General features: G+C 60.3%; 22 protein-coding genes and 2 pseudogenes. 6 read left to right on the top strand and 18 right to left on the bottom strand.

Translation table 11 applies throughout. The features are described 5' to 3' along the window. Positions 1–82: 82 nt before the first annotated feature. Entirely contained in the window at positions 83–367 is a 285-nt protein-coding gene (locus KI241_RS13750) for a hypothetical protein (RefSeq protein ID WP_148049554.1), read from the bottom strand. A 290-nt stretch (positions 368–657) separates the two neighbouring features. On the opposite strand from KI241_RS13750, the gene KI241_RS13745 reads away from it, so the two are divergent. After that, positions 658–1,068: an NUDIX domain-containing protein gene (locus KI241_RS13745; protein ID WP_123579082.1), complete on the top strand. Its 411-nt coding sequence runs from the start codon at positions 658–660 to the stop codon at positions 1,066–1,068. 314 nt (positions 1,069–1,382) lie between these two features. On the opposite strand, the pseudogene KI241_RS27820 reads toward KI241_RS13745, so the two are convergent. Further along, positions 1,383–1,605, bottom strand: a pseudogene (locus tag KI241_RS27820) (hypothetical protein). A 230-nt stretch (positions 1,606–1,835) separates the two neighbouring features. On the opposite strand from KI241_RS27820, the gene KI241_RS13740 reads away from it, so the two are divergent. Next, on the top strand, positions 1,836–2,222 hold the full coding sequence (locus tag KI241_RS13740) for a hypothetical protein (protein ID WP_212802597.1): 387 nt from the start codon (positions 1,836–1,838) through the stop codon (positions 2,220–2,222). Positions 2,223–2,903: 681 nt separating this feature from the next. On the opposite strand, the gene KI241_RS13735 is transcribed toward KI241_RS13740, so the two are convergent. Next, a complete protein-coding gene (locus tag KI241_RS13735) occupies positions 2,904–3,605 on the bottom strand; it encodes an SDR family oxidoreductase (protein ID WP_042730447.1) in 702 nt (233 codons plus the stop codon). A 39-nt stretch (positions 3,606–3,644) separates the two neighbouring features. Next, entirely contained in the window at positions 3,645–4,868 is a 1,224-nt protein-coding gene (locus KI241_RS13730; protein WP_212802596.1) for a multidrug effflux MFS transporter, read from the bottom strand. Positions 4,869–5,020: 152 nt separating this feature from the next. On the opposite strand from KI241_RS13730, the gene KI241_RS13725 reads away from it, so the two are divergent. Then, positions 5,021–6,106 carry a MarR family transcriptional regulator gene (locus KI241_RS13725; RefSeq protein ID WP_080964348.1) on the top strand — a complete coding sequence of 362 codons (1,086 nt, stop codon included), beginning with the start codon at positions 5,021–5,023 and terminating at the stop codon, positions 6,104–6,106. A gap of 48 nt (positions 6,107–6,154) precedes the next feature. On the opposite strand, the pseudogene KI241_RS13720 reads toward KI241_RS13725, so the two are convergent. From KI241_RS13720 to KI241_RS13660, 13 genes and pseudogenes are all read right to left on the bottom strand, one after another. Continuing rightward, positions 6,155–8,010, bottom strand: a pseudogene (locus tag KI241_RS13720) (ABC transporter ATP-binding protein). 178 nt (positions 8,011–8,188) lie between these two features. Further along, on the bottom strand, positions 8,189–9,559 hold the full coding sequence (locus tag KI241_RS13715; protein ID WP_047738695.1) for an ATP-binding protein: 1,371 nt from the start codon (positions 9,557–9,559) through the stop codon (positions 8,189–8,191). Beyond that, positions 9,556–10,218, bottom strand: coding sequence for a response regulator (locus KI241_RS13710; RefSeq protein WP_042732275.1), 663 nt, complete (start codon positions 10,216–10,218; stop codon positions 9,556–9,558). Before KI241_RS13710 ends, KI241_RS13715 begins: the two co-directional genes overlap by 4 nt. Positions 10,219–10,229: 11 nt before the next feature. Then, positions 10,230–10,874 carry a tetratricopeptide repeat protein gene (locus KI241_RS13705; protein WP_053144681.1) on the bottom strand — a complete coding sequence of 215 codons (645 nt, stop codon included), beginning with the start codon at positions 10,872–10,874 and terminating at the stop codon, positions 10,230–10,232. After that, a complete protein-coding gene (locus KI241_RS13700) occupies positions 10,871–11,680 on the bottom strand; it encodes an SDR family oxidoreductase (protein ID WP_212802595.1) in 810 nt (269 codons plus the stop codon). Before KI241_RS13700 ends, KI241_RS13705 begins: the two co-directional genes overlap by 4 nt. Continuing rightward, a complete protein-coding gene (locus tag KI241_RS13695) occupies positions 11,667–12,341 on the bottom strand; it encodes an iron-containing redox enzyme family protein (RefSeq protein ID WP_212802594.1) in 675 nt (224 codons plus the stop codon). Before KI241_RS13695 ends, KI241_RS13700 begins: the two co-directional genes overlap by 14 nt. Further along, a complete protein-coding gene (locus KI241_RS13690; RefSeq protein ID WP_123579081.1) occupies positions 12,338–13,819 on the bottom strand; it encodes an AMP-binding protein in 1,482 nt (493 codons plus the stop codon). The genes KI241_RS13695 and KI241_RS13690 overlap by 4 nt, the downstream gene beginning before the upstream one ends. Next, complete coding sequence (locus KI241_RS13685; RefSeq protein WP_042730652.1) at positions 13,809–14,486, bottom strand: thermostable hemolysin; 678 nt, start codon at positions 14,484–14,486, stop codon at positions 13,809–13,811. Before KI241_RS13685 ends, KI241_RS13690 begins: the two co-directional genes overlap by 11 nt. A gap of 169 nt (positions 14,487–14,655) precedes the next feature. Beyond that, a complete protein-coding gene (locus tag KI241_RS13680) occupies positions 14,656–15,015 on the bottom strand; it encodes a cupin domain-containing protein (protein WP_042730651.1) in 360 nt (119 codons plus the stop codon). Next, the gene (locus tag KI241_RS13675) at positions 15,012–15,605 is read right to left on the bottom strand and encodes a GNAT family N-acetyltransferase (protein WP_199925069.1); all 594 of its coding nucleotides are present in this window, start codon (positions 15,603–15,605) and stop codon (positions 15,012–15,014) included. The genes KI241_RS13680 and KI241_RS13675 overlap by 4 nt, the downstream gene beginning before the upstream one ends. Before the next feature lie 407 nt (positions 15,606–16,012). Beyond that, entirely contained in the window at positions 16,013–17,428 is a 1,416-nt protein-coding gene (locus KI241_RS13670) for an amino acid permease (protein WP_047738685.1), read from the bottom strand. A gap of 142 nt (positions 17,429–17,570) precedes the next feature. Continuing rightward, on the bottom strand, positions 17,571–18,623 hold the full coding sequence (locus KI241_RS13665; RefSeq protein ID WP_212803877.1) for an ornithine cyclodeaminase: 1,053 nt from the start codon (positions 18,621–18,623) through the stop codon (positions 17,571–17,573). A gap of 49 nt (positions 18,624–18,672) precedes the next feature. After that, a complete protein-coding gene (locus tag KI241_RS13660; RefSeq protein ID WP_042730647.1) occupies positions 18,673–19,707 on the bottom strand; it encodes a histone deacetylase family protein in 1,035 nt (344 codons plus the stop codon). Positions 19,708–19,826: 119 nt separating this feature from the next. Here KI241_RS13660 and KI241_RS13655 point away from each other — a divergent pair, with 119 nt between their 5' ends. After that, on the top strand, positions 19,827–20,327 hold the full coding sequence (locus tag KI241_RS13655; protein WP_024778535.1) for an Lrp/AsnC family transcriptional regulator: 501 nt from the start codon (positions 19,827–19,829) through the stop codon (positions 20,325–20,327). A 400-nt stretch (positions 20,328–20,727) separates the two neighbouring features. Further along, positions 20,728–21,276, top strand: coding sequence for a hypothetical protein (locus KI241_RS13650; RefSeq protein WP_212803851.1), 549 nt, complete (start codon positions 20,728–20,730; stop codon positions 21,274–21,276). A gap of 212 nt (positions 21,277–21,488) precedes the next feature. Here the strand turns inward: KI241_RS13650 and KI241_RS13645 are convergent, their stop codons facing one another. Beyond that, positions 21,489–22,403, bottom strand: a complete 915-nt coding sequence (locus KI241_RS13645; RefSeq protein ID WP_042730644.1) for a LysR family transcriptional regulator — start codon at positions 22,401–22,403, stop codon at positions 21,489–21,491. 257 nt (positions 22,404–22,660) lie between these two features. On the opposite strand from KI241_RS13645, the gene KI241_RS13640 reads away from it, so the two are divergent. Then, positions 22,661–23,686 (top strand): zinc-dependent alcohol dehydrogenase family protein, encoded by a 1,026-nt coding sequence (locus KI241_RS13640; RefSeq protein WP_042730643.1) that lies wholly within the window; start codon positions 22,661–22,663, stop codon positions 23,684–23,686. Positions 23,687–23,916 lie beyond the last annotated feature (230 nt).

The raw sequence follows: 23,916 nt of genomic DNA, 5'->3' as shown, positions 1-23,916 counted from the left end.
GCACGCCGACCACCAGCGGTAAAGGGACGGATTTATTTACCGAGGCAGCGGACAATATGAATCTGTCCCTCTGTTTTGCTTCTTAGGTTTTGGAGCCGTGAAGAAGAAAAACACGGCTACCCAACGGTATATCTGTCTTCTGAATGTCACCCGCTATGCTAAACGGGTCGTGAAGACGTTGCTTGCCCCCACGAACCCACATCAGATTTTGTAGGGTGGTTTCGATTCTGGCCCCCATTGGTGTTTCAATAACAAGTGCCACGCTTGAACGTACCGGGTGCGGAAAGTCATGAGGGATGCCAGGGCAAATCACGCAACCGATACCATTGACTTCGAAGATTTCTTCAACTTCGCAGATCAAATGCATGTAATGAAGACCTACGTGAGGGGACTCCATATCCTAACCTATCGTTCGCCTGGCCGATTCAGGGGTTTTGAGGTCGTCAGCTTTCGGCCAGAAGCGAACAGTGAAGTCCCTAACCTAATGCACCTGCCATCTTGACTCGCGGATAAACAGGAATAGCCACGTTATGAAAATTGTTGGTAAGCGGACGGTAAACACACCTTGCGAATCTTTCGTCCTCTCCGGTTTCGATGACAGCTTGCTTCGCTTATGCTTCCCGGCTCACGCGTAAGGATTGGGGTAGGTGTGACGGCATGGAAGCAGATAAATCTTGTCCTGTAGTTCTGCGAGTCCGCGAAACGCTTGAAATCTTAGCGTTCGAGCATCCATTAGCAGGCTTTCAGCTGGTCAAAGGCAGTGTCGAGCCAGGTGAGTCAGCCGACCTGGCTGCGGTTCGAGAGCTGAAAGAAGAAGCAGGGATTCATTCGACAGTTGGGCGACATTTGGGGGAGCGGCGCTCCATCGTAACTGGACAAACATGGGCATTTCATGAATGTCATGTTGCCCAAGACCTTCCAGATACTTGGGTGCATTTTGCAGAAGATGATGGAGGCCATGAATTCAGATTCTTTTGGCATCCTCTCGTGAGCGAGCCCTCTGAGAGTTGGCATCAGGTTTTCAGGGATGCTTTGAGCTTTCTTCGGAAAAGGCTCACTGAAGCCTAAGTGCGCTTACAGCTTTTCCTGGGGTGGTCAGGCCGGCATCCACTACTGTGGTTCCAGCTCTGACCATAAAGGACTGCGTCTGATACCGGCCATCAACGTTCCGTAGTCTTCAAACTTGCTGACGTTTACTTCAACCTGACTCTTCCACGTCGCCTCACATTCTTCGCACACCCAAAGTGAGATTTTTCTAGAGCGGATAAGCATTGCTCGTATGTATCCTTGGTGGCATCTTTGGCGTTCGACCAGCATGTTAATAATCTCTAGTAGAACTCGGTGCAATCCAATCCCACCGGTTGTTCTTGGCCGGTCGTCGGCTACTGCCTGATGTTGAACATTCGGGAGATCAAGGCTGTAGCTTTTTGACCGCCAGCGTCATATAGACCAGTCAGCAATCTCTGATCCGTGAGCTTATGAAGGTTGAAAAAAATTGTAGAAGGCTTGACCGAGCCTCTGTTGTTGGAAGGCGTCTTGATTCCATTGGATCAGAAACTCATCGTAAGCAGCTTTTTCGATTTCCAATGCTGCATGGCTTTCCATATGCACCTCCCGTGGCTATAAGCGATTTCAGAGCGTACCCAGCCGGTTTGGTTGGTGCAAGGAATGACGGCTGCTAACCCGAAACGGACATTGCCTGGATTTGAAGTTGACCGTCAATGAAACCGTATTGCAGCATGGCATTGAACATGTGGCCGCTGTGCGGCCACTCTGTTGGATAGAGAGCTTATGAGTGTTGCAAGCATACCTTCGTACCTAACCGGAAGAAGCTCATGATCAGGATGTTACCGAAGAATGAACTCGAGAAACTTTCGATGAAAGCTGGCGCAGAGGGTTTAACCCTGAGTGATATTGCCGCCACTTTTGAGGAATTTGATGTCACACCGCAAGATGTGCTGAACGAGCTGTCCGTTGCGGTTGCAGAAGGTTATCTACAGGGATCTTTGATCTACGATTTTTGCGATGACGTCATGAACGGGATCGTGAATGCCGTGGTTGAGGTGGGTATGACCAACGAAATGCCTCAGCCTGCTTTCTCGCTTTATCAAGCGTTCGATCAAGGCGAGTGGATCCGTAGTAGCGACCCGCCTGAGACTGACCCCAGTGAAAAAAACACGAAGCCGTTGGTCCGAGAAATATTACGTGCCCTTAGAGGCTAGCTCTCACAAATTGAGAGTTTTCGCTCTTTGGCTGGAAGCAGGTGCGGATCGGGCGGCCGTTTTCAGCCTGCCTTGACTGATAGCGCTCGCCAGGCAGTCATTCGAACAACTCTCTCTCTGATCTGTAAGAGGTATCGACCGAGGTTATGACACTTGTGAAAGGGAATTTTATAAAGTTGACTCACGTCGATTCTACAAAGGCTTTGTACGTCGATTGGATAAATGTTCGTGATGCAGTGCCAGGAGATATTGCAGTCGTCAAAGAAACATTTAACACGGACTCCGGAATCATCGTCCGCCTATCATGCGAGCCTCGATCGGGCTTTCAAGAGTGGTGCGCCACCTTTCATGAAGCAGATCTGACCTACGAGTTATTGCTCATAAAATCAGGCCCAGATGATTAAGTTTAAAAGGCCGCTTGGGTTGCAGGCGGTCGTTCATAAACGTTTGTCTCTGACCGGTTTCTGCCGTCATGGCTGATAAATGCGCTGGCCAATCCGCCGTGTTTGGTCGATTGTTGGACCAGTTCTCATACGAGGTATTCGCGCTTTGCAGGTAGTCAGATGGTGATTCGCGATTTGTTCCATCCCCGGGGAGGCTTTCGATTTCCTCAAAAAGCCAGACTGATAGAGTGTTTACCAGGGGGAGGTGGGCTCCCCCCGGCAGCCCGCATTCGCGCCCTTAAGCAATCGGCCTAAGGTAGACGCCGTTGCTCAGGTTCTGCTTGAGTTGGTTGCTCGTCTCATCGGCCAATACCTCTGGCTGATCATTGATGACGCCCTCCAGCACACGCTGGACGACGTCGTGGGGCGAGGCCTTTGGCACGCCTTCGAGGCCTCGTGTCATGTCGGTGTCGACGAACGCGACATGCACGCCGACCACCAGGGTGCCCTGGCTCGCCAGTTGCAAACGCAAGCCGTTGGTCAATGACCACACGGCGGCCTTGCTCGCCGAATACGTGACCGTGTTGGGCAGGTTGACCCAGCTCAGGGCCGAATGCATGTTGACGATCGCACCGCCACCGTTCGCGGCCAGGATCGGTGCGAAGGCCAGGCTGGTGGCCAGCGGCGCGACGGCGTTGGTCTCGAACTCCTGGCGAAGGTTCTCCAGGCTGATGTTAGCTTTCGATTGGTTGCCGTGGATGCCAGCGTTGTTGATCAGCAGCGTCAGGTCTTGCACGCTCTCGACCGCCGCGGCGATGTCTTCAGGGCGCGTGACGTCGAGTTTCAGTGGCACCACGTTCGGTTGGGCTTCGACGGTGGCGGGGTCGCGGACCGCGGCATACACCTTGGTGGCGCCTGCTGCGAGAAGGGCCTGCACGAACGCCTTGCCCAAGCCACGATTGGCGCCGGTGACCAGGGCCACACTGCCTTTGATTTGCATGTTGAATCTCCAGGTGTTGACGAAAGAGAAAGCGAGGCATCAGCCCCGCAGGGGTTGTTTGACGAGGCTGCCTCGCAGGACGAACAGGACCAGGGCAATCAGGCACGCCGTGACCTGAATGCCTCCCAGTGCCGTGACCGGCGCAAAAGGCAGGACCGAGGCCAGCCAGGTGGTCAGTGCGGCGGCGGCCATGGAGACAAAGCCCAGCAGTGCCGACGCCATTCCGGCCTCCTTGCCGAAAGGCCCCATGGCGATGGCCGTGCCCAGCGGATTGGCCAGCCCCATGCCCCAAAGAAAGGTGATCATGGACAGGGCGTAGCCACCCAGGCTTGGATTGGCCGGGCCCACCAGCAGCAAGGCCCCGCCAGCCATGGCGCAGATGATTCCCAGCAATGCGATGATCGCCGCGCCATGGCGGTGAGCCAGGCGCGGCGCTGCCATGCCCGCCGCGAACACCACGAACACCGTGGAGGCGAAGTACAGGCCGGTCTGCAGCGACGTCAGGCCCAGGCCTTTCATCAGGATGGCCGGGGCCGCGGCGAACGAGGCGAACAGGCCGCTCATCAAAAGGCTCATGGAAACGGCCGGCAGGATGAAGCGCTTGTCCAGGGCCAGGCGCCGATAGGCGAGCAGCACGCTCCTGGCCGAATGCGGTGCCCGGCGGTCAGCGGGGTGGGTTTCGCCAAGGCCGCGGACATAGAAGAGGGCGAGGGCGATGCCTGCCAGCCCCACCAGGATGAAAATGGCGCGCCAGCCGAGGGTGTCGGTCAGCACACTGCCCGCCAGCGGCGAAAACCCCGGTGCGGCAGCCGTGGCGACCATGGTCAACGACAGCGCGCGGGCGAGGGTCTCGCCCTCGAACAGGTCGCGTGCAATCGCCCTGGACAGGACCGAGGTGGCGCACACGCCCAGCGCCTGGACCACGCGCCCGGCGATCATGACCTCCAGGGTCGGCGCGAAACCTGCGATGACGGTGCCGACGACAAAGACGCACAGCCCGCCCAACACCAGCTTCTGGCGCCCGTAACGGTCGGCGAGCGGGCCGACGATCAACTGGCCGAGCGCGAACGTGATGAAGAAGCTGGAGAGGGTCAGCCCCAGCTCGCGGGTGGTCACCCCGAGTTCGTCGCCGATGGCTGGAAATGCCGGCAGAATGATGTTGGTGGAGAGCATGCCGATGGCGGCCAGGCCTGCCAGCAGCGCCACGGTCCGCCCGGTCAGGGGTTGAAGTGCCTGGGTGGAGTCGCTTACGGAAGTCGTCATCCCTTTAAGCCTGTTGATCGAAGCGGTTGTGGTGAGCGACCAGGAGACAAAAATCAGCCAACAAGGTCGTTGTTATGTATGATGATCATCATATTTAGCGGCAAGCATGATGATCATCATGTAATCCGTCAAGCACAAAAACGGAGGTTTCCATGAGGTATTCCTCGGACCAGACAGCAGAGCGCTACGAGAGCATTGTTGAAGAAGCGTCTCGGCTGTTTCGTGCCAAGGGTGTTGCCGGGGCGAGCATTGCCGAGGTGATGAAGGCGTCAGGGCTGACCCATGGTGCGTTTTATGCGCACTTCGACTCGAAGGAAGTGTTGGCGTGCGCCAGCCTCGAACGGGCGATGGATCAGTTGGCGCAAAAGCTGCGCGAGACCTTGTCGAACAGTGACGTGCCCAAGCAAGCGTTCCTGGCCATGTACCTTGCCGAGTCGCACCGGGACCACCCGGAAACCGGCTGCGCCATGCCCGCGCTGGCGATTGACGTGGCGCGTGAGCCCGGCATGCGCCGCTCCTTTACTCAGCGGGTGGCGCGCATGGTCGAGACGTTGAAGTCCGGCCTGCCATGGCGGCCTGGTCGCTCGAGGGAAGACCAGGCCACCAGCTTTGTCGCCTCGATAGTGGGGGCGATGGTGCTGGCCCGAGCGGTCGACGATCAGGCATTTTCCGCACGCATCCTGCGGGCGACCCATGAAGAACTGCTCGCCGCTGATCGGCAGGCGCAGGAGCCCACAACATCGGCGCCAGTCGAGGAAAGCAGTGATGCTTACAAGCAACCTGTCGCAACAATATCTAGCAAGCTAGATAATGTTGAGCGACAGGCGTCAGCAACCGGACTCGACGCCCATCTGTCGTTCGCCTTGTACAGCGCTTCGAATCGGATGATGCGCCTTCACAAGCCCTTGCTGGATCCCTTGGGCCTGACGTTCCCGCAGTACCTGGCGATGCTGGAGCTGTTCAATGACGCCCCCAGGACCGTGGGCGACCTCGGCGCCAGGCTCGGCATGGACACCGGAACCATCACCCCCTTGCTCAAGCGCTTGGAGACGTCGGGCAGGGTGACACGCACGCGGGACAAGGACGATGAGCGTCGAGTGCTGATTGCGCTGACCGATGCCGGCGAGGCCTTGCGCGAAGAGCTCCTGGCGGTCGGCCAGGCGATCGAGGCGGCTTGCCCGCTCAACCGGGAGGCGCGGCAGGCGCTGGCGGCGTTTGCGCGAGGGGCGGGCGAATAGCATCCCTGGCTATAGGGCCGGGCGCCGTGAAGGGCGCCCGGCCCGTGATTACATCGCCTCGGCCTCGGTCAGCCCCTGGTCTTCACCGAGGAACCCGCCACTCTGGTGCTGCCACAGCCGGGCGTAGGTGCCGTTCCTGGCGAGCAGTTCGGCATGGGTGCCTTGCTCGATGATGCGTCCGTCATCCATGACGATGAGGCGGTCCATGGCCGCGATTGTCGAGAGGCGGTGAGCGATGGCGATGACGGTCTTGCCTTCCATCATTTCATCGAGACTTTCCTGGATGGCGACTTCGACTTCCGAGTCGAGGGCGCTGGTGGCTTCGTCCAGCAACAGGATCGGCGCGTTCTTGAGCATCACCCGGGCGATGGCAATGCGTTGGCGCTGGCCACCGGAAAGCTTGATGCCACGTTCGCCCACCAAGGTGTCGTAGCCGGTGTGGCCCTGGCGGTCGCTCAGTTGTTGGATGAACCCGTCGGCCTGGGCGTTCACCGCGGCCTGGTGGATCTGTTCGTCGGTCGCGTCCGGGCGGCCATAGGCGATGTTGTCACGGATGGAGCGGTGCAGCAGGGACGTGTCCTGGGTGACCATGCCGATGGCGCTGCGCAGGCTGTCCTGGGTCACCTTGGCGATGTTTTGCCCGTCGATGCGAATCTCGCCGCTGTCCACGTCGTAGAAGCGCAGCAGCAGGTTGATCAGCGTCGACTTGCCGGCACCGGAGCGGCCCACCAGACCGATCTTCTCGCCCGGGCGGATACTCAGACTCAAGCCATCGAGCACCTGACGCTCGCCGCTGTAGTTGAAGCTCACGTTGTCGAACGTGACCGCGCCGCCAGCAGGGACCAGCACGCTGGCGTCAGGCGCGTCCTGGACCTTGGGCCCCGGGTGAGGGTTTCCATGCCGTCCTGCACGGTGCCGATGCTTTCGAACAGAGAGGTCATCTGCCACATGATCCAATGCGACATGCCATTGATCCGCAGTGCCATGGCCGTGATCGCCGCCACCGCGCCGGTGCCGACTTCACCTTGGTGCCACAGCCACAAGGCATAGCCGCCCGCGCCGATGATCAGCGCCACCACCAGGGCCTGGTTGACGATCTCGAACTGGCTGACCAGGCGCATCTGGCGAAAGCCCGTCTGCTTGAAATCTTCCATCGCCGCCCGCGCGAAGTGCGCCTCACGCTTGGAGTGGGAGAACAGCTTCACGGTGGTGATGTTGGTGTAGGCGTCCGAGATGCGCCCGGTCATCGACGAACGTGCGTGAGCCTGTTCCTGGCCGACCTGTCCCAGGCGCGGCACGAAATACAGCATGGCGAGCCCGAACAGCACGATCCAGGCAATGAACGGCAGCATCAGTTTCAGGGCGAAACCGCCGGCCAGGGCAATGATCGCAATGAAGTACACGCCAATCCCGGGGGCGATCTCGATGACGGTGAACAACACTTCGCGCACCGCCAGCGCTGTCTGCATCACCTTGGTCGTGACCCGGCCGGAGAACTCATCGGAAAAGAACGAAAGGCTTTGCCGCAGCATCAGCCGGTGAAAGTCCCAGCGCAACCGCAGCGGCAGATTGATCGCCAGCACCTGGTGCTGGACCATGGTCCGCAACGCCACCAGCCCGATGCTGGTGACCAGTACGATGCCGATCCCCCATAGCACACGGCTCTCCTGGCCCTGTGCATCGCCGCCGGCCTGCCAGGTCGAAAGCAGGTCCACGACCTGCCCGAGAAACGAGAACAGCCAGGCTTCGTAAATCGACACGCCGGCGCTCAACAGCGCGAACACAAGGATGTAACCGCGGGCACCCCGCGTGCAGGCCCACAGGAAACGGGTCAGGCCGACCGGGGGCGGGGGCGCTTCATCAGGTGGGAAAGGGTCGAGTCTTCGTTCGAACACACGAAGCATTGTGGCCTCCGAAAGGATCAAGTCGGGGGTGATTGTCCCATGTTACGTCTGCCTTGAGGGGCGTACGGCCCGATGTTCTGTGAGCCGGGCAGGCCGCGCCCATGTCCAGCCGCTTGAACGCCCCCTGCAAGTCATCTCTGACAACAGCATCGCGAGGAAGTCAGGCGCGCTTGCACGATTATTCTCTGACAGGGATCGACAACGTAGCCCGAAGGCCGCCCTCTGGCCGGTTGAGCAGTTCGATCCGTCCGCCCAAACGCGTTGCGATGGTGGCGACGATGGTCAGGCCAAGGCCCGCGCCTTGTGGACTGCCGCGGCTGTAGAACCGCTCGAACAATCGTGCTCGATCCGCCTCGTCGATGCCCGGTCCCTGGTCGTCGACGTTCAGTTGGTAGAAGTTGTCGACCCGGGTCAGTTGTACGGTGATCACGCCGTGTTCCGGGGAGAAATTGGCGGCGTTGGTGATCAGGTTGTTGAGGGCGATGTCGACAGTGGCCGCGTCGGCCAGGACATGGAACGGTTGGTCGCTGACGTCGAAGGCCAGTTCCAGGTGCTTGCTCAACAGCCACGGGGTGAGCTGCACCAGGCTGTTGCGCACGGTCTCGCTGAGGTCGATGTGCTCCAGCACGGGTGCGCCGGCCTTGGGTTCGAGGCGGGCCATGGTCAACAACTGGCTGACCAGGCGACTGGTGCGATCGACCCCGGCGATGAGGAACGCCAGGGACTCCCGTCGCTCCTGTTCGGTGCCGGCCTCCTGCAGGTTTTGCGCGTGCACCCGGAGCACCGCCAGCGGGGTGCGCATCTCGTGGGCGGCGTCGGCGATAAAGCGCCGCTCGCGCCCGAGCACTTCCTGTATCTGCGCGAGCATGCGGTTGAGCGCCGCCTGCATGGGTTCGAGCTCGCTGGGCAGCGGCGTCAGTTGCAGGGGTTCGAGGGAGCCGCTGTGGCGTGCGCGCAGGGTCGCCGCCATGTTCGCCAGCGGCTTGAGGCCCCAGCCGATGGCGAGCCAGACCATCGCTGCGAGCAGCAGGCTACCGATCGCGTTCGGCCACAGCGTGTGACGCACGATCCGGTCGACCAGATCCGCGCGCACGTCACCCCGTTCGCCGACCCAGATGCGCAGGCCGTTCTGTGGGTCTTCGAGGATGAAGGCGCGCCAGTGACGGCTGTTCAGGTCCACCACGTCGCTGAACCCAGGCTGGGTCGGCGGCGAGCGGAAGGAGGGCGCGCTAGCGGTGTGCACCAGGACGTCGCCTGCACGGTTCCATACCTGGAAGGCGATCTTGCGCTCGTAGGGATGGCCGTCGCCGCGCAACGGCGCGTCGGCCAATGCGTCGTTGAACGCCCGGTACAGGTCGGCATGCTGCTGCGCCGCCAACGGCATGCGCATCACCCCTTGCAGCAGCCGCGCGTTTTGCGCCAACTGCGCGTCATAGACTTCCGCGATTTCGTGGTTGCTGTCGTGCAGGTTGAACGCGCTGAGTACCGCGAGCCCTGCGAGCAGCAGGCCGATGATCAAGGTGAGGGTGCGGCGGCGGATCGACGTCATCGGCGTTCTTCCACCAGGTAGCCCACGCCACGGATGGTGCGGATCAGATCGGCCGAGAATTTCTTGCGCAGGTGATGGATGTGCACCTCCAGCGTGTTGCTTTCGGCTTCTTCACTCCAGCCGTAGAGCAGTTGCATCAGTTGGTCGCGGGTGATGACCCGGCCCGGCGGTGACAGCAATTCGTGCAGGAGCTGGTATTCCTTGGGCGTCAGGGCGACGGGCTGGCCGTGGTAGCTGGCTTGCTGCGTACTGGGGTTGAGGCTGATGCCGGCGTGCTCGATCAACGCCTGGGCCCGCCCGGCACTGCGTCGCAACAAGGCCCGCAAGCGGGCCTTGAGTTCGTTGAGGTCGAAAGGTTTGACCAGGTAATCGTCCGCGCCGGCATCCAGCCCGGCGATGCGATCCTCGGTGGCGTCGCGAGCGGTGAGGATCAACACCGGCAGGTTCGAGCCGGTATTGCGCAAGCGGCGCAACACGTCGAGGCCGTCCATGCGCGGCAACCCGAGGTCGAGCACGGCCAGGTCGAAGGTTTCGCTGAGCAATGAGTGCAGGGCGCTACCGCCATCCTTGAGCCAGTCCACGGTGTAGCCCTCGCGCCCCAGTGCCTGCTGAATGCCCTCGCCGAGGGCCACGTCATCCTCTATCAGTAATAAACGCACCTGGACTCCCATCAGTCGAGTTTTTTGTCCACGTCCACCATCAGCGCGGCAATCTCTTTGCGCCGCCCGGCATCGGCGCTTTCCCGGCCCGGACGGGGCGCGGCTTGCAGGGCTTTTTGCAGCGCCGCCCTGGCTTCAGCGTAGTGCTTTTGACGGTAAAGGTGATCGCCCCAGAAGTACAGGCTGTCGATTCCATCGGGGTTCAGTTGCAGCGATTGCTTGAGCAGTTGCTCGGCCTTGTCGCTGTCGCCAAAGCCGATCGGCCAGCCTGGGACCCGGTCATACAGCGCGGCGAGGCTGGTGTAGGCTGAGCCTTGCAGGGCCTTGGGGTCCAGGCTCAGGGATTTTTCCAGGTCGGCTCTGGCGTCCTTGGCCTTGCCCAACGCTCCGAGGCCGCCCTCGGCGCCGGCCCAACTGCTGGTGACGATGCCTTTCCAGATCCAGGCCTCAGCGACCGCCGGACGTTCGGCAGTGAAGCGTGTGGCTTGCGCCGCCAACTGCTCGAATGCGGCGGCGCGCTGTTTTTCCGGCATTTCGTATTGGATGTGCGCCCAGCTCTGCTGGATGCCATCGAGGCGTTGCTGATCGGCGGTGTCCATTGCCCAGGCACCTTGGCTGAGGGCGCCTAGCAACAGGCATGCGAGGATGTTTTTCATGGTTTTGGTGGCTCGTTCTCGGGTTTTTCACTGAGGCGGCGGATCAGCGGCAGTTGCTTGCGCAGGCCGCGGTCCACCAGGTTTGGCAGCAGGCTGTTGAGGCGCACGAAGAAGCGCTCCGGCCAGCCCAGGTACACATCGCGGCGCTCCCCGGCGATGGCATGGGCCACCGCCGACGCCACGGCTTGTGGGTCGTCGACGCTGGCCTTGAGCGCATCGTTCAAGGCTTGCGCGGCGGCGCTGTTCATCGAGGTGCGGGTGGCGCGGGGCGCGACGTACAGGACACTGACCCGGGTATCCGCCAGTTCCCGGCGCAAGGCTTCGGAAAAACCGCGCAGGGCAAACTTGGTCGCGCAGTAGCTGGCATAACCGGGGTAGCCGATCGAGCCGTAAGTGGAGCCGACATTGACCACCATTGCGCTGTCCGCCTGCTTGAGCATGGGCAGCAGCCGTTTGGTCAGACAGATCGGCGCACCGACGTTCACCGCCAGCATCCCCTGGATGTCACTGTCGTCGAGCTGTTCGAGCATGGCGAAGTGGTTGACCCCGGCCGCATTGATCAGCAGGTTGATGCCGCCCACGCTCTCGGCGGCAGCCAGCACCTTGCCCTGGTCGGCCGCCAGCGTCAGGTCGGCGGCCACCCAACTGAGGTTCTGCGGATAGCGCTTGAGCAAGGCCTGCAGCGCGTCTTGGTGCCGCGCCACCGCCAGTACCCGCGCACCGGCTGCGCACAAGGTCTCGGTGATCGCCAGGCCGATGCCGCCGCTGGCGCCGGTCAGCACGACTCGCGCCTCATGCAGCTGCATGGTGTGCCTGCGCTTCACGGGGCAGGCCCCGGAACATGTCGGTGTAGAGTCGATAGACAACCTTCGAGGCATGAATCACCGCGGCCTGATCTTCCGGGTCTTCAAGCTTGTTCATCAGTCGGCGGTAGGTCTGCATGTGCTCGATGTCGAGCGAGCCGTGGGAGCTGAGGTAGCTGAAAGCGGTTTCCGGCAAGGCCAGGCGTTCGCGGATGCTGCCGGCGGCGTGGGTGGCCAGGGCGATGCTGGTGCCTTCGAGCACATTGACCATGCCGAACAACCCTACCGGGTTGCCTCGGGCGATGGTGTCATAGGGGAAGCTGGTCATCAGTTCGATCGACAGCGAAGGCTGGCCGTCTCGCACGGCGTCACGGTCCCCGCCACATGCGGCGATATCGTTGAGCACCCACTGTTCGTGGCCATATTCATCCTCGATGTACTCGCACACCGCCTTGCGCAGCCATTCCAGGCGTGTCGGCAGGCGCGCGCCACACGCCATCATCAGCGGCACCGTGTGGCGCACGTGGTAGTAGGCCTGGGCCAGGAACGCGCGATAACTGTCCAGGCTGACCCGGCCTTGCAACGCATCGACGATGATCGGCAGGTTGAACAACTCGTGGCGTTCCTGTTGCGTGGCTTCTTGCAGGGTGTCGAAAAAACTCATGATGCAGGTTCCTCGGAAAGGGCGGATTCGGTCAGTTGGTTACGATACAAAGCGACGATGGCGTCACGACGGGGACGCCCATTGGCGGTGAGCAAACCGTTGGCGGCGCTGAAGGGCTGGGGCAGGCGGGTCCAGCGGTGCACCTGGGCGTAGCCGGGAAGTGCCTGGTTGGCTTCGGCGACGGCGGCGGCCAGTTGCTCGTCGCTGCAATCAGGGCGATGGGGCCAGAGCAAGGCATGGTTGAGTGGCTGGGCCTCGCCGTACACGAAGGCTTGGGCGATGTGGTGGCGCTGGGTCAGTTCGGACTCGATCCACTCTGGATTGACGTTGCGCCCGAAACTGGTGACGAACTGATGCTTCTTGCGACCCTTGAGGTAAAGAAACCCTTCGGCGTCGAATTCACCCAGGTCGCCGCTCGGCCACCATTGTTCGGTGTGCAGCGGTTCGCCCAGGTAACCCAACAGGGTCGAGCCCTTGATCAGCACTTCACCGTCCTCGGCCAGGCGTACTTCAACATGGGGCAGGGGTTTGCCAACGCTGCCAGGCCGGTGAGCGCCGGGGCGGTTGAGGCACACGACCGAAGCGCATTCGGACAAGCCGTAGCCTTCGTAGACCGGCAGGCCGAGCCGTTGCGCGCGGTGCAGCAGGTCTCGCGCCACCCGAGCACCGCCCACCGCGATAAAGCGCAGGTGACGCGGGTCGAACGCCTGTTGTTCGGCGGCGCTGACCAGCATCAACAGCAACTGGGGCACCAGGATCAGGCTCTGCGCCTTGCGGTCGGCGAGGTTGCTCAGCAGGCGCGGCACGTCCACGCCGCTGGCGCCCTGGATGCCCAGGGTTTTCTGGCTTGGCAGGCTCAACGTGGCTCCGGCGTAGAGGGCGGCGTAGCAGCCGAGATTCTCCAGCAGGATCGCCAGCGGCAGCAGTGCCACATGGTGCTGCGGCGCGCTGGGCAGGCTGGCCTGCTCCAGTTCCCTGGCCACTCGTAGCAGGCTGTCGGCGCTCAGGCAGACGCCTTTGGGCGTGCCGGTGGTGCCGGATGTAAAGGTCAACTTGGCGGTGCCGGCCGGCAGGCGCTGCCCACCCTCGAAGGTGCGACACCAGAATTCACCGCGCCGGGTGTAGCCAGCGGCGATTAATTCGTCCGCAAGCTCCGGCTCGGCAACGACCCGTGTCGCCTGGCTCTGCATCAAGCAATGGGCCCGCTGGGCCGGGCTGAAAAACGGCGGTAGCGTCACGCAGGCCACGCCTTCCCACAGCGCAGCCAGGTCCCACAGCATCGCCTCGATGCCATTGTCCAGCGCCAGGGCGATGACGTGCGCCTGTTCTTCGCGCAAGCGCTCCTGGCGATACAGCACCTGGGCGTACAGGGTCACGTAGTCGATCTTCTGGGTGTCGCCCCACAGCGCTACGGTGCCGTCGTTTCGTCCGGCATGGCTGCGCAAGGTTTCCTGGAAACGCTGCAGTTCAAGCGACATGGCAGGCACCTTCAATCGACGTGGGCAAACCGAGGCGAGTGAACAAGCCGATGTTGCGTAAATGAATGAACCCGGCGCGGATGTTCCCCACGTGCACCCAGGGCTTGCTTTCGTAATAGCTGCCCCAGTGATGGCGCTCCTCGCCCAGGCGTTCGGGGTCGGCGGCGCACAGCGTCACCGGCTTGAGGCCCAGGCGGTGGAAGCTGTTGACCAGGCCGATGTTGCCGGTGAAAGTCACCCACTCCAGCCCACCCATGGCCAGCAGGTAGGTAATGGCGATGATGCACAGACGGGCGCTGCCGGTGTCACTGGCCGCGAGATTGCCGACCTCGACGATCGCGCGACGGTCCACCGTACGGTCGGCGGCTGCGCTGACCAGCAGCTCGATCGGCGCTTGCAGGTAACGTTCGAGAAACAGCGGCTCAAGGTGCGCGCGGCGCAGGCCGGCCACCGCGCAGAGCTCGCCAGTGCCGTTGTGCACGCCCAACAACTGGGGCATGAACTGACGGATGTCGGCACCGTGGGCCTTGCGGAAACGCTGTTGGATAAACGCTTCGAATACGGCTCGCTGAGCGTCACCGTGCTCTGCACCGGACAGGCTCATCAGGGGTGTTTCAGCCTGGCCAAAGTGCAGGGGCAGGGGGATGTTCCAATCGGACTCGGGCATGGGCAGAACGCCTCCCTCAATGGATTTGAGCGAAGTATCCGTGCCGTTTCTTAACGAAGTCTGAAGGTGAAGAAGGGTTAATGACGGGTGGGGTCGTGGACGCCCAGGAAGAAGGGATGTGCTGGCCAGTCGTATCGGTGGTTTTCGATACGACCGTGAACACAGGGCTCTATTGCGCGGGCAAGAGGATCACGAAGTTCTTTTTCATGTCTTCCAGCACGGTCCATGTCCCCTTGGCGCCCGGTTCGATAATGAACGTGTCGCCAGCGGCCAGTGTGAGCGGGGCGCAACCTTCAAGCTCGATGACGCAGCGTCCACTCAGGACATGGCAGAACTCCCAAACCTTGTAGTCGATGCGCCACGCTCCGGTACTGGCTTCCCATTCTCCGGAAATGCGACCTTGCTGTTCATCGTGATAGTACTTGGACGTCAGCGTGTGAGGGGTGCCTTCCAGGACTTCTTCAAAAAAGGGAAGGTCGCGCACCGGTTGGATATCCAGTTCGCGGAATACGGTCAGTTTCTTGTTCATGGTTTTTTCTCGAGCACGTTTTGGGTAGGGCGATACATCAAGTAGGCTTCACCGGTTACGCCCAGCATCGGGTGCGGAACGATCTGGCAGGTTTTAACAATTTGAAAACCATGCCGTTCGTAGAATCGGCGGGCACCGTGGTTTTCTGCATAATCGATCAGGCATAGCCCCTCCAACCCAGAGTCTTCGGCGCGCTGCTGGGCGTGGCGAAGAAACTTGACGCCCAGCCCCTGGTTGCGCCAGGCCTCGTCCAGAGCCAGGCTGGATATGTACAAGGTATCGGGTATTTCCATGTCGGAATAAGGCGCGAGGACCGGGTCGGTCTCGACAGGCCCGTCAGGGGCCGCGCGCAAGGCATAGCTATGCATCATGCCGATGACACGCCCTTCGAAAGTGGCCATCAGGCAGTTCTTGTAGGAAAAGTCGCCGTGTTCCCTGGAATAGCGAGACGCACCGACACTCAGCAACGCTTCTCCCGGTGCGGCAAGCTTGCTCCATATGTAATCGGCCATGCCCTCCGATGTCAGTTGAAAGAAGCGCGCAATATCGTGCGCGTCCGAGGCTTGAGCGGGTCTGAAGTCGATAGGCATGTAGGGTGCTTCCATGGGATCGGGTGGTTAGTTTTTAAGGATTACGCCTTTAACAGGGGTGGCAGGGTAGGCGGTTTGAGCGGTTCCCATCATGCTCTGGGCGAACACCATCAGCACGGCGTGCGACGCCGCCCCATGCTCAAATACACGTGGCCGTAAAATGGATGCTTCAATCGCCAATCTTGGAGGGGGATTTGCCGACCTTGCTCGATGCCCTGACTTCCAAGCATAGATCAGGGACTTCGCCGTCAGCGTGTTTGCTGGGTTCGGTTGGTGACGCTCGATTACAGGCTGTTGGGGGCGCCGAAGAACATTTTGACTAGGCTCTAGGACGACTTCTCAGCGATTCAAATAGAGGGCTGTCTCTTTGTTACAGCCCTCCAGCGCAGAGGGTTCGTTAGAGCAGCTCAACCGAATTGGTTTGCCGATTCAACTGCGGTTTCAGGCTTCCACCTACGTGTTAACTGATAAGCAATTGCCAGCCATATGAACCACCCCGGCATGACCAACAGGGCAACGCGGGTGTCAGGTCTTAATGCCAGCAGGCAGAGAACGAAGCCCAGAAAAGCCATTGAGAACCATGCCATTGGAACGCCGCCGGGCATCTTGTAAGCAGATTTGGCATGAAGCTCGGGACGCTTTTTGCGGTAGGCAATGTAAGACGCGAGAATGGTTGACCAAGTGAAGATCACCAGGATCGCAGACACGGTGGAAACGATGGTGAATGCCGTCATGACTTCCGGAACGATGAACAGCACGAGCACACCCAGCAGCATCAATAGTGTTGTGAAGGCCAGGCTCAGCAGAGGCACGCTGTTGCCTGATAGACGCCGAAAAATACCCGGAGCGTTGTCTTGATTCGCCAACCCGAACAGCATGCGGCTCGATGAAAATACACCGCTGTTGGCCGATGAGGCCGCCGAGGTCAGGACCACGAAGTTGACGATACCGGCCGCTGCGGGAAACCCGGCGACGAGGAACAGTTCGACAAAAGGGCTTTTGACGGGGGAAACCTGTTGCCACGATGTCACGGCAATAATGCAGCTCAGCGCGAGGACGTAGAACAGGATGATCCGCAGCGGAATAGAGTTGATGGCTTTGGGCAGGGTCTTCTCCGGCGAGCGGGTTTCAGCGGCGGCGGTGCCGATCAGCTCGGTGCCGGCGAAGGAGAAGATCGCCATTTGAAATCCGGCGAAGAAGCCAAGCAATCCGTTAGGGAAAGCCGCCTGTTTGTCCACCAGGTGACTCAGGGATGCGGTGACACCACTGGGGGAGACGAAGGAGCTGGCAATCAGCACGGTGCTGACGCCGATCAGGGTCACGACGGCAATGATCTTGATGATCGCGAACCAGAACTCCACCTCACCGAACAGTCTGACCGTGAGCACATTCAACGCGAACAGTGTCGCCAGCATGCCGACGGCGGGTATCCACGCCGGCATATCCGGAAACCAGTACTGGAAGAATCCGCCGACCACGACGGCGTCGCCGATCACCGCTACGCTCCAGCTCAGCCAGTACGACCAGCCGAGAAAGAACGCTGCGCGCGGGCCGAGGTAGGCGCCGGCGAAGTCAGCAAAGGTTTTGAAGTTGAGGTTGGACAGGAGCATTTCGCCCATGGCGCGCATGACGAAAAACACGAACAGACCGATGATCATGTAGATGAGGATGATCGACGTCCCGGAGAGGGCGATAATTTTCCCAGAGCCCATGAACAGGCCGGTCCCGATGGCACCGCCCATGGCCATTAACTGGATGTGACGATTGCTGAGCGTGCGCTGCAACGCGGGCTGTTCAAGCAGCCCGGAAGGGTTCGATTTCATTGCAAAACCTCTTGATTTTATGTTTTTGAGTTTTGGCAGAAAGTAGGTGTCGAGCGTTTTTGTTAGAGAGCAGCGGCTAATCAAGACGATGCTTGGAGGGTGAGTGGCCCCTCGCCAAGTGGCGAAGGGCGGTCATCACCGATCAACTGACGGTGCGTAGACGCGAGGCTTTGGCCGGTGGTGGATCCAGCAGTTGGAATAGATTTTTGCTGTTGGCCGGCGTCGGGACCAGGTGGACACGCTGGCCGATTTGCTGTGCCTGAGCCAGGTCGTTGAGATAGCGCAGTGACGAAAAGTCTTCCAAGGCAAAGCCCACCGAATCAAACACCGTCACTTGCATATCGTTTTCGCGTCCGGCCACTTCGCCCTGCACAATCTGGAAAAACTCTATCACCGGGGAGTCGGCTTCCAGTTGCTGGATGTCGCCCTCAATGCGAGTTTGCGGTTCGAACTCGACGATGACCCGGGCGTTGCGCAGGATGTCGGCGTGCAGTTCGGTTTTACCAGGGCAGTCACCACCGACCGCATTGATGTGCATGCCGGGCTCGATCATCTCGGGCGTCAGAATGGTTGCGTAGGCTTTGTCGGCGGTGACTGTGGTGACGATGTCCGCGCCCTTGACCGCGTCCTTCACCGAGCTGGCCAGAATCACTTCGATGTCCGGGAACGCCGCGAGGTTGTGCTTCAGTTTGAGGGACGCTTCTTGATCGATATCGAAAATACGGATTTCGTTGACGCCCAACATTTCATGAAAGGCCAGCGCCTGAAATTCACTTTGGGCACCGTTGCCGATCAGGGCCATCGAGGTCGCACCGGGGCGAGCCAGCGATTGCGCGACCAACGCGGAGGTGGCTGCTGTGCGCACGGCGGTGGTCAGGGTGAGTTCGCTGAGCAGGGTAGGATAGCCACTCTGCACATCCGCCAAAAGTCCGAAGGCCATGACCGTCAGTAAATTCTGCTGGCCGTTGTTGGGGTGGCCGTTGACGTATTTGAACGAGTACTGCTGGCCATCGTCGGTCGGCATCAACTCGATCACGCCGTCTGTTGAGTGGTTGGCCGTGCGCGGTGATTTATCAAACTGCGCCCAGCGTGCGTAGTCGGCTTCGATGTAGCCCGCCATTTCGCGGATGGCGCGGCGGATACCGACTTGGGTGAACAAGCGTGCAGCATCATCGACATCTATAAAAAGCGTCATGTTCTTATTCTCCGATCCAGGCATTGAAAGGTTGTAGAGCGTGGGGGGCTCAGCTGCGTTTGCTCTCGAAACCGTGCAGTACGTTGACGGCATTGATGCCGATCTCATCGACCATGTAGCCGCCCTCCATCACGAACAGGGTCGGGCAGCCGACGCTCGCGATCAGTTCACCGATGCCAATGAAGTCTTCACTTTCCAGTAGGAAGTGACTGATGGGATCGTCCTTGAACGTGTCGACTCCCAAGGAAATCACCAGCACTTGCGGCGAGAACTGCTGGAGTTTTTTGCAGGCATGGAGCAGGGCGTTGCGATAGCTCTCCCAGGTGGTGTTTTTCGGCAGGGGATAGTTGACGTTGTAACCCTCGCCGGCACCTGCGCCGACTTCGTGGCCGTAACCCGAGAAATACGGGTAGGACACCGCCGGTTCGCCGTGCAGCGACACGAACATGACGTCGCTGCGCTGATAAAAAATGTTCTGCGTGCCGTTGCCGTGATGGAAGTCGACGTCCAGCACCGCGACACGTTTGGCGCCTTGGGTGATGGCCTGCTGCGCGGCAATGGCGGCGTTGTTGAGGTAGCAATAACCGCCCATGTATTCGCGTGCGGCGTGATGACCAGGTGGACGGCATAGGGCGAAGGTACTGTCGTGGCCTTCATCGAGCAGGGCCAGGCCGGTGAGGGCGATATCGGCGCTGGTTTTCACGGCTTGCCAGGTCGTTGCGGTAATGGGTGAGCCAGCGTCCATGGCATAAAAGCCAAGCTTGCCATCGATGAACGTTGGCACCTCTTCGCCGGCCAGATCGCGCACCGGCCATACCAGCGGCAAGGCATCGTGAGTGCGACCGGTTGCGCACCATTCGCTCCAGGCATTTTCCAGAAAACTGACGTAGCGCTCGCTGTGCGCGTTGACGTAGCACGAGCGATCAAAAGCGCGCGGTTCGATGATCTGACCAAGTCCAACCTGTTTGACGCGGTTGTGCACCGTGTCGGCCCGACTCGGCTGTTCGAAAGACGGTTTGAGCGCGCCGTCTTTCAATTCGGTGCCGTGGTGCAACCGGTGGGAATCACTGAAAACTGTAAACATTCTGCGCATCCGTTAATGTGAGCCAGTGCAAATATTCTGTTCCGGCATGGCTGCGCTTTCTTTGCTTTCTTTCCACGATTCGGCGGATTATTCGGAAGTTTTTACTCAGGAGTGGTTTCATGCAGAAAAAAATATCCAAACGCATCAGTCTCGATGAAACCGATCTGGCTATTCTTGAGTTGTTGCAGGAGGACGCGAACATTTCCAATGCCGAACTCAGTGAACGGCTGTCGTTGAGCCTTACTCCGTGCTGGCGGCGGCGCAAGCGAATGGAAGAGGCGGGTGTCATCAAGGGCTATCAAGCCAACCTTGATCGGCGAATGCTCGGGCTGGATATCATGGCATTCGTGCACATTCGCTTTTCCACCCATGCCGATCACGCTCCGGACGCCTTCGAGGCAGTGATTGCGCAATTGCCAGAGGTATTGGCTTGCCACAAGATCACCGGAGATGCCGACTATGTACTTCAAGTGTTGGCCGAGGATCTTGATAGCTATAGCGACTTTATCGAGCAAGTGCTGAGGCGCCAGGTCGGCATCGCGTCTATTCAGTCGAGTCTGGCTTTGCGCGAAATCAAAGCGGGTAGCCGTATGGCCATACCCAAATTGAGCAAGGATTGAAGATCGGACGTTCTGGGCTGAACAAGGCTCTAAAACCTTCCCGCCACGTCCGTCGTCATAAGTATCTGCTGAAAGCGCTTCCATATGCGCCAGTTAGCTGAGACGAAGCGCAAGCTGAGCGTTAGATAAAAGCTCCACATTACGTGATCCCTGGCTTAATACACCTGCTCCCGCGAATGGCAGCTTTCGGCCCAGGCTGCGTGAAAACGCACTCAATACGTCGAGGGTTGAGAACTACGGGCGCTCCTCGCGAAGGGTATCAACCCCATGTTGGCCGCAAATATAAGCGACACGCTGCGGCTGTGAACAACATCACTGGACAAGTGAGCACGCAAGTAAGCTAGGCTGTTCGCGCGACAGGTCATCGGCATTCGACGGCCTGAAAAATAAGGCGCTATCAATGTCGAAGCATTTGCTGTTGGGCTGGACCCTTTCCTTGTGCGTGCTTACTGCCTTGAGCGGCTCGGCCACCATGGCAGTTGCTGCCTCGTCTAACGCTACGGCGGTATCGGACACGCAATCGGTGTCCCTGGCAGGCGGCAAGCTGAACTTCGTGCTGGAAGGCGTCGAGGCCCGTATCTTGAACAGCGAGAACGGCGGCACGATGTACTTCGATCCGAAAAGCGAGCGGGCCATCATTGTTACCGAAGGTCCGGCGCCGACTGCGGGTACCACCCCGGACGCTGCGTTTCGCATTGCCGTGGATACCTTGAAGGATAAGCAGCAGGCCGCCTCACCCAACTTTCGCATGACGAGCGAGAAGACCATCCAGGTGAACGGCTTGAGGATGTACCGCCTGGACGGCACCGACGATTTCAACGGCCTGAAACTGCTGATGGCCTCGCTGATGACGATGAGCGATCAGAAGATCACCATCATCGAAGTGATGTCCAGCGAAAACGACCCGACCGGCCATACCGCTGCGTTGAAGAACATTCTGGGCAAGTAAACCGCAGGTTTCCGGATAGTAGGCTGTCGGCTCCCGACGGTCTGTCTATCACCAGGAACCCACATGATCTCGTGCGCAAAGCTTGCCCAAATCGGTGTCGCGCTCCCCGAACCGCTCGCGCCGCGCGGCTACCCTGTACCCGACGTGGTGCACCGCGGGGTGGTCTACGTCAGTGGCCAGCTATGTTTTTATGGAATTCACTGGAACTCCATTTACAAGCTATCGGGGTCGCCGAAGAACATCTGAATCCGCGACCGCAACCAACGCTCCCCTGGGTCGTTGTCCTGGGAGCCGCGCCAGGCCATGTGCAGTTCGAAGCTGCGCACCGGTATCGGTGGGTCTTCGGCGCGCACGCCGCCGGCGGCGGTGAGGGCGTCGGCGGTGTAGTCGGGCACGGTGGCGATGATGTCGGTGCCTGCCAGCAAGGTGCTCAAGCCGTTGAACTGCGGTACGGCCAGTACCACGTGGCGCTTGCGCTCGAGTTTTTCCAGTTCTTCGTCGATAAAGCCGCTGAGGTCGCCGGCGAAGGACACCAGCGCATGGGGGCGGGCGCAGAACTCGTCCAGGGTCAGGCGTCCCGGCGCGGTGTCGGCCCGCAGGACCTTGGGCATGCTGCGCCGCAAGACCTTGCGCTTGGCGTTGGCCGGCAGGTCGTCGGTGTAGCTGACACCGATGGAGATTTCCCCAGAGGCCAGCAGTCCGGGCATCAGGATGTAGTTGACGCGGCGTACCACCAGCACGATGCCGGGGGCTTCGGCCCGCAGGCGCTTGAGCAGCATCGGCAGCAGGGCGAATTCGGCGTCGTCCGACAGGCCGATCCGAAACACCGAGGTGCTGGTGGCCGGGTCGAATTCCGCGGCGCGGCTGACCGCCGTGGAAATCGAATCCAGGGCTGGGGAGAGCAGAGCGAATATCTCCACCGCCCGGGCCGAAGGCTCCATGCTGCGGCCGGTGCGCACGAACAGGGGGTCATCGAACAGGCTGCGCAGGCGTGACAGCGCGGCGCTGATGGCCGGCTGGCCGAGGAACAATTTCTCGGCCGCACGGGTCACACTGCGCTCATGCATCAGTGTTTCGAACACGATCAACAGGTTCAAGTCGACACGCCGCAGGTCATTACGATTCATCTGGGGTCCTGGCTGATTCGGTAAGCTTGACGTGGGCGGCCATATGGCAACAATGGCCGGCATGAATCTTACGGGGAAAGGCTGGTACTCTGCACTGGCTAATTCGGGTTTCCCAGGGATAAAGCCGACAGGAACGGTTCATTTTCTTGCTGCGGAATCAATGACAGGCATGTCGACTATTAATAGCCACTGATGGTCTTGGGTACAAAGCCCGGATAGAGTTCATGGCATTAGAGGTTACTTTGACGAGGTTTGCGATGTCCCGCACGATCCGTTTTCACAAGTTTGGTGGTGCCGAGGTGCTCAAATGCGAAGAGCATGCGGCGGCTCTTCCTGCGCCAGGAGAAGTGCAGGTCCGTGTCGAAGCGATCGGCATCAGTTGGTACGACACCTTGTGGCGCCAGAACCTGGCTTCGTCCCAGGCCCGCCTGCCTTCCGGGTTGGGCCATGAGATGGCCGGTGTGGTCACGGCCGTGGGCGAGGGTGTCGACGACCTGGTCGTGGGTGACAAGGTCGCCAGCTTCCCGGCCGAGAGCCCTAACGATTATCCGGTGTACGGTGAAGTCATCGTGCTGCCGCGCACCGCGCTGACCCGTTACCCTGATGTGCTCAGCCCGATCGAGGCGGCCGTGCACTACACGCCGTTGCTGATCGCCTATTTCGCTTACGTCGACCTGGCGCGGGTCAAGCCGGGGCAGTTCGCCCTGGTCACCGATGCCAGCCACTGCGCCGGCCCGTCCTTCGTGCAACTGGGCAAGGCCCTGGGCGTGCGGGTGATCGCGGCGACCAAGACGGCCGACGAGCGTGAATACCTGTTGTCCCTGGGGGCCGAGAAGGTCATCGTCACCGAGGAGCAGGACTTGCTGATGCAAATCAACAAGCTGACCGACAACCGTGGCGTCGACGTGGTCTTCGACGGCCTCGGCGGGCCGCAGATGTCGCTGCTCGGCGATGTGCTGGCACCGCGTGGCAGCCTGGTGCTGTATGGCCTGCAGGGCGGCAACCAGACGCCGTTCCCGGCGTGTGCGGCGTTCCAGAAGAACATCCAGTTCTTCGTGCATTGCATCGGCAACTTTACCGGCAAGCCGGAACTGGGCATCGTCCAGGACCAAGTGGCTTTGCAACGGGCCCTGCGCGACATCAACCAACTGACAGCAGACCGCGTGGTGGTGCCCCTCAAGACCCGGATCTTCCCATTCACCGAGTTTGTCGAAGCTCATCGCTACATGGACGAATGTCCTTGCCGCGAACGTGTTGCCCTCCAAGTCGTCGATCCTGCCTGATCGACGCCTCGCGCAAGAGTCAGTGTCCCGGCTCTTGCGCTGCCTACGGCCTGAGCGCCTGCCTTTCCTTCCTGTGCTGCCGGTCTCGTTGCCGGGTACCTGCCTGCCCAAGTGCCCTGGCTGGGGCCGTCTCTTTCTGATCTGTTTGCCCGCCCGCATCTGAACTGGTTTTTGTCCTTAATCTGTATCTTCCAATCATTGTTTAAGTCCTGATAATTGAACGCTTGTTT

Source organism: Pseudomonas sp. Cab53, assembly GCF_018325965.1.
GTDB lineage: Bacteria > Pseudomonadota > Gammaproteobacteria > Pseudomonadales > Pseudomonadaceae > Aquipseudomonas > Aquipseudomonas chlororaphis_E.
This window is presented reverse-complemented; position numbering and strand designations above follow the sequence as displayed.

Bases quoted from the DNA above. Each gene is read 5' to 3' on its own strand.
- KI241_RS13750 (WP_148049554.1), bottom strand. From the start codon at position 367: ATGCATTTGATCTGCGAAGTTGAAGAAATCTTCGAAGTCAATGGTATC.
- KI241_RS13745 (WP_123579082.1), top strand. From the start codon at position 658: ATGGAAGCAGATAAATCTTGTCCTGTAGTTCTGCGAGTCCGCGAAACG.
- KI241_RS13740 (WP_212802597.1), top strand. From the start codon at position 1,836: ATGATCAGGATGTTACCGAAGAATGAACTCGAGAAACTTTCGATGAAA.
- KI241_RS13735 (WP_042730447.1), bottom strand. From the start codon at position 3,605: ATGCAAATCAAAGGCAGTGTGGCCCTGGTCACCGGCGCCAATCGTGGC.
- KI241_RS13730 (WP_212802596.1), bottom strand. From the start codon at position 4,868: ATGACGACTTCCGTAAGCGACTCCACCCAGGCACTTCAACCCCTGACC.
- KI241_RS13725 (WP_080964348.1), top strand. From the start codon at position 5,021: ATGAGGTATTCCTCGGACCAGACAGCAGAGCGCTACGAGAGCATTGTT.
- KI241_RS13715 (WP_047738695.1), bottom strand. From the start codon at position 9,559: ATGACGTCGATCCGCCGCCGCACCCTCACCTTGATCATCGGCCTGCTG.
- KI241_RS13705 (WP_053144681.1), bottom strand. From the start codon at position 10,874: ATGAAAAACATCCTCGCATGCCTGTTGCTAGGCGCCCTCAGCCAAGGT.
- KI241_RS13700 (WP_212802595.1), bottom strand. From the start codon at position 11,680: ATGCAGCTGCATGAGGCGCGAGTCGTGCTGACCGGCGCCAGCGGCGGC.
- KI241_RS13695 (WP_212802594.1), bottom strand. From the start codon at position 12,341: ATGAGTTTTTTCGACACCCTGCAAGAAGCCACGCAACAGGAACGCCAC.
- KI241_RS13690 (WP_123579081.1), bottom strand. From the start codon at position 13,819: ATGTCGCTTGAACTGCAGCGTTTCCAGGAAACCTTGCGCAGCCATGCC.
- KI241_RS13685 (WP_042730652.1), bottom strand. From the start codon at position 14,486: ATGCCCGAGTCCGATTGGAACATCCCCCTGCCCCTGCACTTTGGCCAG.
- KI241_RS13680 (WP_042730651.1), bottom strand. From the start codon at position 15,015: ATGAACAAGAAACTGACCGTATTCCGCGAACTGGATATCCAACCGGTG.
- KI241_RS13675 (WP_199925069.1), bottom strand. From the start codon at position 15,605: ATGCCTATCGACTTCAGACCCGCTCAAGCCTCGGACGCGCACGATATT.
- KI241_RS13670 (WP_047738685.1), bottom strand. From the start codon at position 17,428: ATGAAATCGAACCCTTCCGGGCTGCTTGAACAGCCCGCGTTGCAGCGC.
- KI241_RS13665 (WP_212803877.1), bottom strand. From the start codon at position 18,623: ATGACGCTTTTTATAGATGTCGATGATGCTGCACGCTTGTTCACCCAA.
- KI241_RS13660 (WP_042730647.1), bottom strand. From the start codon at position 19,707: ATGTTTACAGTTTTCAGTGATTCCCACCGGTTGCACCACGGCACCGAA.
- KI241_RS13655 (WP_024778535.1), top strand. From the start codon at position 19,827: ATGCAGAAAAAAATATCCAAACGCATCAGTCTCGATGAAACCGATCTG.
- KI241_RS13650 (WP_212803851.1), top strand. From the start codon at position 20,728: ATGTCGAAGCATTTGCTGTTGGGCTGGACCCTTTCCTTGTGCGTGCTT.
- KI241_RS13645 (WP_042730644.1), bottom strand. From the start codon at position 22,403: ATGAATCGTAATGACCTGCGGCGTGTCGACTTGAACCTGTTGATCGTG.
- KI241_RS13640 (WP_042730643.1), top strand. From the start codon at position 22,661: ATGTCCCGCACGATCCGTTTTCACAAGTTTGGTGGTGCCGAGGTGCTC.